Genomic DNA, 10,161 nt, shown 5'->3' on the forward strand with positions numbered 1-10,161 from the left:
CGCCGCCGTGCCTGTTTCTGTTGCAGGGTCAGCCGGGTTGGTCCTCACGCTCAACCGGACGGACAGATACTTGTCGCCGTCGAGGATGTCATCCCCTCCACGACCTTCCAAGGTGTCGCTGCCGCCTCCGCCCAGGATGATGTTGCCCTCACCCCACACGCTGTCACCGTCCGTGGCCCCGGCAGGGAGCAGCCCGTCAAGTCCAGTGATCCGGTTGACACCTTCAGCATCCAGCCAGTTTCTGCCGGAGAAGCCTTCGCCCTCTGCAAGACGCGGAATCAGGTCATCGCCGCGCAGTACATCGTTCCGTGCAGCGCCGGAGAGCCCCTCCACTTCCGCGTACCGGTCCCTCAGCACATCGACGGGGAGCGGCACTCCAAGCAGGATGCGGCTCAGGTCCGCGTCGGCCGGCAGCCCATCGAGTTGATGGCTGGACCAGTCGAATCCTGCGGCGCCGGCATTCCGCTCAATACCGGGATCGGCGAGCATGATGTCGTCCCCACCTTCCGCATCGTAGTCATCGTCACCGTTCTGGCCAATGAGTACGTCATGACCGGGATCATTGGGATCATTGGAATCATCAAAGAATGGAGCGCCGCTGTCGCCCATCAGCAGATCCGCGCCGTCGCCGCCCTGCAGCCAGTCGTCGCCCGCATCACCGCGTTAAAGATCGTTGCCGCCGCCCGCAATCAGGAAGTCATTCCCTTCCCCGCCAAAGGTCTCATTGGTGTTTGCGCCGCCGTTGATGAAGTCCTGGCCATCTCCGCCAAGCACCAGGTCAAGGCCCGGACCGGCATCCAGTGCATCATTGCCGGGACCGCCCTTCAAAACGTCGTCGCCTGCCGAGTCGGTGATGATGTCGTTACCTTCTCCGCCCAGGGCGGTGTCGCCGCCGTCGTTGCCTTCAATGACGTCATTGCCCCGGTTGCCAAGGAATGTGTCATTGTCCACTCCGCCCCAGATGCGGTCAGCTGCGGCGGTACCGTTGTAGACGCTTTGACCATTGATTCCCGGAGGGTCAACGGAGTTGTTGGTGCGGTAACGGATGGTGCCGTCCGGCATGCGGATGAGAAGTGCTTCCTCATTGCACTCGGACAGCGGGTCATCCAGGACGGTTGTTCCGCTGAGCTGGAGCCTTCCCAGTTCGAACTTGCAGTCCGACGTGCCAAATACGTCCGCCTTGAGACTGTGCGCATTGGTGTTGCGCATAATCATCTCTGCGAAGGAGTTGCCCTCCAACTGGGAGAGCAGGTTCATTCCGGGGGTGCGGACGAGGTAGTAGAAGCGGTCTCCATTCTGCAGGTCCAGCATCTGCTGTTCGAAAACATAGTTGAAGGTGGAACCAAGAAGACCTCCGAAGAGGTTGGTGCGCTCGGCAAGGCCGCCCACCCACAGGTCAATGCGGTTCAGCCCTGTTTCCTTATTGCTCCATGCGCCCTGTCCACCCATGAAGTCCAGCGCGTCGGCAGGGATGTCACCCTCCGCGGCATCAATTGGCGGGTTGACCAGCATGGTTGCCGCAGCCCTTTTGTCAGCCAGCGTTGCTGCGCCGGTAATCGTTGGGTGCTGACCGTAGGCGGCAACAAAGTTGGTGAGAGAGTCTGGATGCTTCAGGTTGAGTCCGAAGTCTATCCAGCTGGTGTAAGGCTTCAGCTGCCCGTCATTGGTCTGGTTGTGGATCTCCCTGCGCAGGTGGTTGAGGGAGGGGATACCCGTTTCCCGGGCCCGTGCCATGTTGATGGCGCCGAGGTCCAGGGGCAGGCCCAGCAGGTTATTCCGCAGGGTATCGGTGACAAACTCGTCCAGTTCGTTGCCCACCTGGTCGGACATTCCCATCGCTATGGCGCCTGCTGCCTCCTTTGACGACAGCTTTCCCGCCGTGCCGCCGTCATAATAGGCCTGCGGGCTGAGGAAGGCATCCAACAGCGGAACGTCGTTCGCCGGCCCATCCGCGTTGGTCCGCGACACGGTATCGGTGAGCATCGAATGGCCAAACCTGTACACCGCGTGTGCAAACTCAGCGGTGATGGCTGGGTTCACATTGTCATGATAAGTGGAAAACGGTTCGATGAGCGGCTGGACCTTCCGGGCAAATTCCTCGAAAGCCATGTGCTGGTACTCCATTTCAGCAACAAACCGCGCTGCCTGGAAAAGTCTTTCGCCATTCCAACCTCCCGCCCCGGCGGCGCTCTTCCACTCCGCAAGAGCCGCCGCGCCGCGGGAGGATGTGTCGGCCGTGAGGGTAGCCCTGATGTCGTCGACCAGGCGGTTGTGCTCCGAGTGGAAAACCTGGTGGATCATCGTGAGGGCGATGTTCTCGTTGAGACGCCCGTCGCCGGCCACAAAGTGGGAGCCCAACATTTCGTCGTCGTAAGTGGTTCCCGGTGCACCCGGCGGATTGATGATCGTGTCCGTGTCCGCAGTCAGGGTTCCGGAGGGCACGGCGCCATGGGCAATGTCGTCGAGGAAGGCCTCGTTAACGCGGAGGGCATCGGCGGGCACGGGCACCGGCCTGGAGGTGTTGCCCTCCACCATTCCCGAGGATGTCACGTACTGCGGCAGCCCGCGCCGGACCCGGAACAAAGCGGCCGTAAGGATCCATGGCAATCATCGGGACGCTCAAGACATCCTGATCAGCCAGCTTCATCCCGAGGGTCGTGGCGGCCTGGGCTTTGAGCATGGCCCACGTGCCCATTCCGCCGTCCGCGGAGGTCAGCAGCTTCCCCGTGGAAACCGGACGAGCTCCGGAATTCCTTGCGTACTCACGGAGGAAGACCTGATGGGATGGATCCGAACTGTACGTCTGGGACTGATCCACCAGAGGACCGGATCGGTTAATGGCCTCCCGGGTGTCATCGGCATCACCCAGGATCCCGTTTGGCCCCGGCCCTGCCTGGTTGGTTGCCCGGGTCAGCACCATAAACCGCATCCGTGCCGGCAGATCGTCGCTGGTTCCTGATACTCCGTCCGGTCCGGGGATCAGGGGATCGTCAGCCTTCAGCGGAATGAAGACCGAGCTTCCCGACTTGTTCACCAGATCCAGTCCATGGTCAAAGAACTGGCCGAAGATCATAAACAGTGAGTTGTACGGAGGGGACAGGCCAACGTCGGTGGTGACGTTGGGATGAACCGTGTTTCGCCGTCGGGCACACAGCCCTCGGGCAGTCCCTCATCGTCGCAGGGCACAACCCCTTTGTTCCCCTGCGTCCTTACCGGGTACTGTGCCGCGGAGACAGCCGCCGGGTTGGATGACGTCTGATCCACAATCAGGTTGCTGATGACACGGGGTTCGGAATCCACAACGTTCCCCGTGCCGTTGTACGTTGTGGGACCAGGCTGGCGGATGGTCGCTCCATCTTCGCCGTCCTGGTACTCGGCAGTGGTGAGCCGCGGGAACAACTGGTTCGAAGCCGCGTAGTCCTCCCGGCCCTCCTGCAGATTGTTGCAGGAGCCGTCCACTGTGCGCAGCCCGTAGGAAACCAGCGGTCCGGGAACCTGATCCGGGCCATTTCCCAGCAATGCCCCGCAGGGACCGGTTTCAGACGTTGTATTGCGAACATGTGCCTCCGCGATCCTGATCTGTTTCAGAATGAACGCCAGATCGGAGGTAGTAACACGGAAACCCTGCCCAACGGGGGCTGCCTGTGCCGGCGCTGATACTAGCGGCAGGCCTAAACCTGCGAGCATCACCAGCGCGGTGAACCCGGAAACCAGGCGCCTGACCCTGGGGCCCCGGCCCCTTCCTGCCTGCCGCAGCGGCTCGTTTCGCGCAAAACTGTGCGACCCTGCAGAACCCATGATTCCTCCCCAGATGTGCCGGCCTGCCCCAGCCGGATCCTGTCCAGAATGTGGCACGTCCGTTGTGAATCCTTGTGGAGCTCATGGTTTCCCCAAGCCGGGCGGCGCATCATCGAAGAGTTCAATCAGGGAGACGACCATGACATTGCTGCGGCGCGACTCGGGCCCGGCAGGCAATAGGGCTTCAACGCAGCGGCGCCGCTACATCGCCGTTGTGATTGCCGTCCTGCTCCTGACCGCTGGTCTGCGGATGTTTGTTGTGGAGCCTTTGCGGGTTGCATCAGACAGCATGGAGCCGACGGTGGGCGAAGGCAGCACGGTGCTCCTGTTCAAGCAGGGATCGGACGCTCCAGGTGCACTGGTCGCGTTCAATAATCCCGTGGACTCAAAACTGATGATCAAGAGGATTGTGGCGGTTGGTGGGCAAAGCATCGCCATCAAGGATGCCCTGCTCTATGTGGACGGCGCCCTGATACCGGAGCCGTTTGTGGATCACAGCCGCATCGACGGCACCTATTTTGGACCCGTCACGGTGCCCGAGGGCCAGGTGTTCCTCATGGGCGACAACCGCGACGTCTCAGTCGACTCCCGCGAATTCGGCGCCGTTCCGAGTGAGGACATAACCGCCGTCGTTATCTGGCCCATGCGGTAGTCCCAGTCGCTCCCGGTCATCCGCGCCAGCGGGCAGCCTCAGTCCTGCAGATCGACCTCGCGTGCCACCGTAGCGCCAATGGCTTCCTTGAGTGATTCAAGAACGTCCTGCGGCACGGAGCTGTCGACGGCCAGGAGGGACAGGGCCTGCCCGCCTTCCTTGTTCCGCGCAACCTGCATTCCCGCAATATTGATGTCGCACTCGCCCAGTACACGGCCAAGGGTGCCGATGACACCCGGCCGGTCCTGATAGAGGATTACCAGGAGATGCTCGCTGATCGGGATCTCCAGGTCATACCCGTTCACTCCGACGAGCTTCTGGATCTGCTTGGGTCCGGTCAGTGTTCCCGCCACCGAAATCTGCGATCCGTCCGACAACGCGCCGCGGATCGTGAGGACATTTCGGTACTCCGCCGAATCCGGGGTAGTGACCAAGCGGGTGTTGATACCACGCTGCTCAGCGAGTACGGGAGCGTTCACGTAGGACACCTGCTCGGAGACCACGTCGGTAAACACGCCCTTCAACGCGGCGAGCTCCAGTGCCTTCACATCCAGGGATGCAATCTCGCCGGCCACCTCAACCTCGATCTGCGTCAGCGAATCGTGCGTGAGCGCGGTGAAGATTCTGCCAAGTTTTTCGATCAACGGAATACCGGGACGCACCTCAGGGGCGATCACGCCGCCGGCCACGTTGACGGCGTCGGGCACCAATTCGCCGGCCAGGGCGAGGCGGACCGATTTCGCGACTGACACTCCTGCCTTCTCCTGGGCCTCATCAGTGGAGGCTCCAAGGTGTGGTGTGACCACCACATTGTCCAGTTCGAAGAACGGAAGATCAGTGCTGGGCTCCTTGACGAAGACGTCAACGCCGGCGCCGGCAATCTGCTTTTCCTGCAGCGCCGTGAAGAGCGCGTCCTCATCCACCAGGCCACCACGCGCTACGTTGACCACGTAGGCGGAGCTCTTCATCTTCCTGAAGGCGGCCTCCCCCAGCATTCCCACGGTTTCGGGGGTCTTGGGCATGTGGATGGTGACGAAGTCGGACTGCTCCAGAAGCTCATCGAGGGTCACCAGCTGCACGCCAAGCTGGGCCGCACGTGCAGACGTGATATACGGGTCATAGGCGAGGATTTCAGTGTCGAATCCCTGCAGGCGTGCGGCAACCAAGGCGCCGATCCTGCCCAAGCCGATGATGCCGATCTTTTTCTCATACAGCTCAATACCCGAGAACTTGGAACGCTTCCACTCCCCGTCCTTGAGCGCGCCGCTAGCCTGCGGAATGTGCCGTGCAAGGCTCAAAATGTGGCCGACTGTCAGTTCAGCAGCGGAGATGATGTTTGACGTCGGCGCGTTGACCACCATCACCCCTGCCTGTGTGGCCGCCTTGATGTCAACGTTATCGAGCCCGACGCCGGCACGCGCGATGATCTTCAGCCGTGGCGCAGCGGCGATCGCCTCGGCATCGACCTGGGTAGCGGAACGTACGAGGATCGCGTCAACGTCTGCAATCGCTGCGAGCAGCTGGGCACGGTCTGCGCCATCGGTGTGACGTATTTCAAAGTCGGGACCGAGCGCTTCGACGGTGGCAGGCGAGAGTTCTTCGGCAAGGAGAACTACGGGTTTTTCCACAGGGTGATCCTTAGCTGCAGTGCGGTGTAGGGATGAGGCAAGTGTAATTGTGCGCAAAGGCCAGGCTCACTTTATTACCGCGGCAAGCGGTGTGAGCCCGGCCTCATTGCGCGGGTGTCCCATCTCCGCGCGCGCCTGGCGGCCCTCGGTCGATCACCGGAATCCGTGGTCTAAGAGAGCATTCACCGGAATCGGTGGTCGGTCTAAAGGAGCGCCAGCGAACGCGTGGAGACCGGCGAACCGTCCTTAGCGCGCGACGGATCCCTCGGTGTAATCGTCATTCGTCTTGATCCAGGAGAACAGCTTGCGGAGTTCGCGTCCGGTCGCCTCGATCGGGTGGTCCTCACCCTTCTTGCGAAGCTCGGCAAACTCAGCGCCGCCGTTGTCCTGATCGTCGATGAATCGCTTGGCAAAGGCACCGTTCTGGATATCGGCCAACACCGCTTTCATGTTCTCCTTGACGGAGGGATCGATGACGCGGGGGCCGGAGACGTAGTCGCCGTACTCCGCCGTGTCGGACACGCTCCAGCGCTGCTTGGCAATGCCGCCTTCAACCATGAGGTCAACAATGAGCTTGAGTTCGTGCAGCACCTCGAAGTAGGCGACCTCCGGCTTGTAGCCGGCTTCGGTCAGCGTCTCGAAGCCATACTGGATCAGCTGTGAAGCTCCGCCGCAGAGCACTGCCTGCTCGCCGAAGAGGTCCGTTTCCGTCTCCTCGGTAAACGTGGTCTCAATAACGCCTGCACGCGTTCCGCCAATGGCCTTCGCGTAGGAGAGGGCCAGTTCCTTGGCCTTGCCGGACGGGTTCTGCTCAACGGCAATCAAGTCGGGTACGCCGCGCCCGGCTTCGAACTCCCGGCGCACAATGTGGCCCGGTCCCTTGGGTGCCACGAGTGCAACGTCGACGTCGGCCGGCGGCTTGATGTATCCGTAGCGGATGTTGAAGCCGTGACCAAAGAACAAGGCGTCGCCCGGCTGCAGGTTCGGCGCGATGTCGTCAGCGTAGACGTGGCGCTGCACCTGGTCCGGTGTCAGAACCATGATGAGGTCCGCCTCGGCAACCGCCTCGGCAACACTGAGCACCCGCAGTCCCTCGGCTTCGGCCTTTGCACGGGATGTGGAGCCCTCCTTCAGGCCAACGCGGACGTCGACGCCGGAGTCGCGGAGGCTCAGCGCGTGCGCGTGCCCCTGGCTGCCGTACCCGATAACTGCCACGGTGCGGCCCTGGATGATGGAAAGATCTGCATCGTCGTCGTAGAACAACTCGGTCACTTTTTTATCTCCTGTTTGATTCTTGCATTTGGGATCGGGATCAGGTGGTCGGCCAAGGGCCGCCAGGCCCGCGTGGAGACACAGGGTCTTGGTCGATCACCGGGACATTATTAAGCGCTGCGCAGGGCTCTGTCGCTCATGGACTTGGCGCCCCGGCCAATGGCCAGCGTTCCGGACTGAACTATTTCGCGGACACCGAACGGTTCCAGCACCGATAACAGTGCTGAGAGTTTTTCGGCAGTGCCGGTTGCCTCAATGATCAACGAGTCGGTGGACACGTCTACCACGGAGGCACGGAACAGGTCCGCTGCCTGGGTTACCTGCAGCCGGGTTGCGGCATCCGCACGGACCTTGACCAGGATATGGTCCCGCTGCACGGAGGATTCAGGAACAAGCTCAACAATCTTGATGACGTTGATGAGCTTGTTCAATTGTTTGGTGACCTGTTCCAGCAGGTCACCCTCGGCCTCAACCACCACGGTAATCCGGGACATGCCGCGGATTTCAGTGGGGCCGACGGCCAAAGAATTGATGTTGAATGCGCGCCTGGCAAACAGGCTGGCCACACGGGTCAACACACCCGGAACATCTTCGACAAGTACGGAAAGCGTATGACGGGCCATGGTCAGTCCTCCTGCTCCCATTCCGGGGTCATATTTCGGGCGATTTGGATCAGATCGTTGCTCACGCCCGAGGGGACCATGGGCCACACCATGGAGTCGCGGCTCACCACGAAGTCCACCACAACGGGACGGTCATTGATGTCGAGCGCCTGCTGGATTGTGGCATCAATGTCTTCGTCCCGCTCACAGCGCAGCCCGGCACAGCCATAGGCGTCCGCGAGCTTCACGAAGTCCGGCACCCGAACCGTGTTGTGTCCGGTGTTCAGATCCGTATGGGAGTACCTGCCCTCGTAGAACAGGGTCTGCCACTGGCGGACCATGCCCAGGGAGGAGTTGTTAATTACCGCGACTTTGATCGGGATGTTGTTGATAACGCAGGTTGCCAGTTCCTGATTGGTCATCTGGAAGCAGCCGTCACCATCGATGGCCCAGACCACGCGGTCCGGGTTGCCCACTTTGGCTCCCATGGCCGCCGGCACGGCGTAACCCATGGTGCCGAGGCCGCCGGAGTTCAGCCAGGCGTGCGGCCGCTCATACTTGATGAACTGTGCCGCCCACATCTGGTGCTGGCCCACTCCGGCCGCGTAGACGCCTTCGGGCCCTGTCATTTCACCGATGCGCTTGATGACGTGCTGGGGTGCCGACAGGCCGTCCTCTGGTTGGGTGAATCCAATCGGATAGGTTTCCCGTAGCCGGTTGAGGACGCTCCACCACGCGGTGTATTCAGGTGCGCCAGCCGAGCTGAACTGCTCGCGCAGGGCGGAGGTCAACTCGGGGATGATTTCCTTGACCGAACCCACGATCGGCACGTCCGCGGTGCGGTTCTTGGAGATCTCCGCCGGGTCGATATCGGCATGAATGACCTTTGCGCCCGGGGCAAAGGTGGACAGTACCCCGGTCACGCGGTCATCAAACCGGGCGCCCAGGGTGATCAACAGGTCCGACTGCTGCAGCGCGGTCACGGCGGAAACCGCTCCGTGCATTCCCGGCATCCCCACATGCAGGTCGTGGGAATCAGGGAAAACGCCGCGGGCCATCAGTGTGGTCACCACCGGTGCTCCAACCAGCTCTGCGAGCTCCCGGAGTTCCTTCGCCGCGTGGGCCTTGACCACGCCTCCACCCACGTAGAACACCGGGCGCTGGGCTGCTCCGATCAGCCGGGCGGCTTCGCGGACCTGCTTCGAATGTCCGCGCACCACCGTACGGTAGCCGGGAAGATCAATTTTGGGAGGCCACGAGAACATCATCTTGCTCTGCTGGGCATCCTTCGCGATGTCCACAAGAACAGGGCCGGGCCGGCCCGTGGTCGCGATGTGGAACGCCTCCGCAAGCACCCTGGGGATGTCCGCTGCCTTGGTCACCAAATACGAATGCTTGGTGATCGGCATGGTGATGCCCACAATGTCGGCTTCCTGGAACGCATCCGAACCAATGACGGCACTGGCCACCTGGCCGGTGATCGCGACCATGGGAACGGAGTCCATATGCGCATCCGCGATAGCGGTGACGAGGTTCGTTGCCCCCGGTCCGGACGTCGCAATACACACTCCGGCCCGGCCGGTGACCATGGCATAGCCCTGCGCCGCATGTCCGGCACCCTGCTCGTGGCGCACCAGGATGTGGCGCAGTCTGGTCGAAGCCATCAAGGGATCGTAGGTGGGAAGAATTGCTCCACCGGGTAGTCCGAAGATGTCATCGACTCCGAGCTCCTCGAGGGAGCGGACGATGGCCGCCGACCCGAGCATCTCAGTGGGCGGAACTACCTTGTTGGGGCCCTGGACTGCGCTGGGCGTGGCTGCGGCGGCCGCATCCCTGCCCTGAGTGTGCGCGGGGGCCACCGGAGCGGCTGGCTTGGCTGCCATCAGCGAGGGGCTGATGGGCGATCCCTTGGACATCTTTGAACTTCCTTTGTGTATCCTTCCGCAGCACGTTGGCTGCGATGTGTTCTGCGCTGTTCTGTTCGGTGGGAACAAAAAAACCCCTCAGCCTGGTGGGCTCTGCGAGGGGTTGCGCGTGACGTAGTCTTACCAGTCGGGCTTTAGGCCACGCGCTTGGTAATAAGGACTACGGATACGGACTGCATATCTGTAGTTTCCACGCACCGTGTCCGGGGTGTCAACCGGACCCCCTCGCGTCTCACTATGTGGACCAGGGTTCAGTTAGTGGCCGCTAACTGGTACGACGACGG

Annotated in this window: 8 protein-coding genes and 1 pseudogene; 1 reads left to right on the forward strand and 8 read right to left on the reverse strand. The window is 61.8% G+C overall.

Annotated features, from left to right (window positions below):
* The 4 genes and pseudogenes from Y708_RS31155 to Y708_RS31170 all read right to left on the reverse strand — a co-directional run.
* A pseudogene (locus Y708_RS31155) lies at window positions 1-609 on the reverse strand (heme peroxidase); the annotation flags it as partial.
* Window positions 610-663: 54 nt separating this feature from the next.
* Complete coding sequence (locus Y708_RS31160) at window positions 664-2,550, reverse strand: peroxidase family protein (RefSeq protein WP_253905848.1); 1,887 nt, start codon at window positions 2,548-2,550, stop codon at window positions 664-666.
* On the reverse strand, window positions 2,477-3,073 hold the full coding sequence (locus Y708_RS31165) for a hypothetical protein (RefSeq protein WP_028280700.1): 597 nt from the start codon (window positions 3,071-3,073) through the stop codon (window positions 2,477-2,479). The genes Y708_RS31160 and Y708_RS31165 overlap by 74 nt, the downstream gene beginning before the upstream one ends.
* On the reverse strand, window positions 3,070-3,798 hold the full coding sequence (locus tag Y708_RS31170) for a peroxidase family protein (protein ID WP_028280701.1): 729 nt from the start codon (window positions 3,796-3,798) through the stop codon (window positions 3,070-3,072). Before Y708_RS31170 ends, Y708_RS31165 begins: the two co-directional genes overlap by 4 nt.
* A gap of 139 nt (window positions 3,799-3,937) precedes the next feature.
* Here Y708_RS31170 and lepB point away from each other — a divergent pair, with 139 nt between their 5' ends.
* Entirely contained in the window at window positions 3,938-4,450 is a 513-nt protein-coding gene (gene lepB / locus Y708_RS25695; RefSeq protein WP_081746887.1) for a signal peptidase I, read from the forward strand.
* Between the two features lie 38 nt (window positions 4,451-4,488).
* On the opposite strand, the gene serA is transcribed toward lepB, so the two are convergent.
* From serA to Y708_RS0116025, 4 genes are all read right to left on the reverse strand, one after another.
* Window positions 4,489-6,078, reverse strand: a complete 1,590-nt coding sequence (gene serA / locus Y708_RS0116010; RefSeq protein ID WP_028280702.1) for a phosphoglycerate dehydrogenase — start codon at window positions 6,076-6,078, stop codon at window positions 4,489-4,491.
* Between the two features lie 246 nt (window positions 6,079-6,324).
* Window positions 6,325-7,350, reverse strand: coding sequence for a ketol-acid reductoisomerase (gene ilvC, locus Y708_RS0116015; protein WP_028280703.1), 1,026 nt, complete (start codon window positions 7,348-7,350; stop codon window positions 6,325-6,327).
* Between the two features lie 110 nt (window positions 7,351-7,460).
* Window positions 7,461-7,973, reverse strand: coding sequence for an acetolactate synthase small subunit (ilvN, locus tag Y708_RS0116020; protein ID WP_028280704.1), 513 nt, complete (start codon window positions 7,971-7,973; stop codon window positions 7,461-7,463).
* A 2-nt stretch (window positions 7,974-7,975) separates the two neighbouring features.
* The gene (locus Y708_RS0116025) at window positions 7,976-9,868 is read right to left on the reverse strand and encodes an acetolactate synthase large subunit (protein ID WP_028280705.1); all 1,893 of its coding nucleotides are present in this window, start codon (window positions 9,866-9,868) and stop codon (window positions 7,976-7,978) included.
* Between the last annotated feature and the right edge of the window lie 293 nt (window positions 9,869-10,161).

The organism is Arthrobacter sp. H5, from assembly GCF_000520595.1.
In the GTDB taxonomy this organism is placed as follows: Bacteria; Actinomycetota; Actinomycetes; order Actinomycetales; family Micrococcaceae; genus Arthrobacter_D.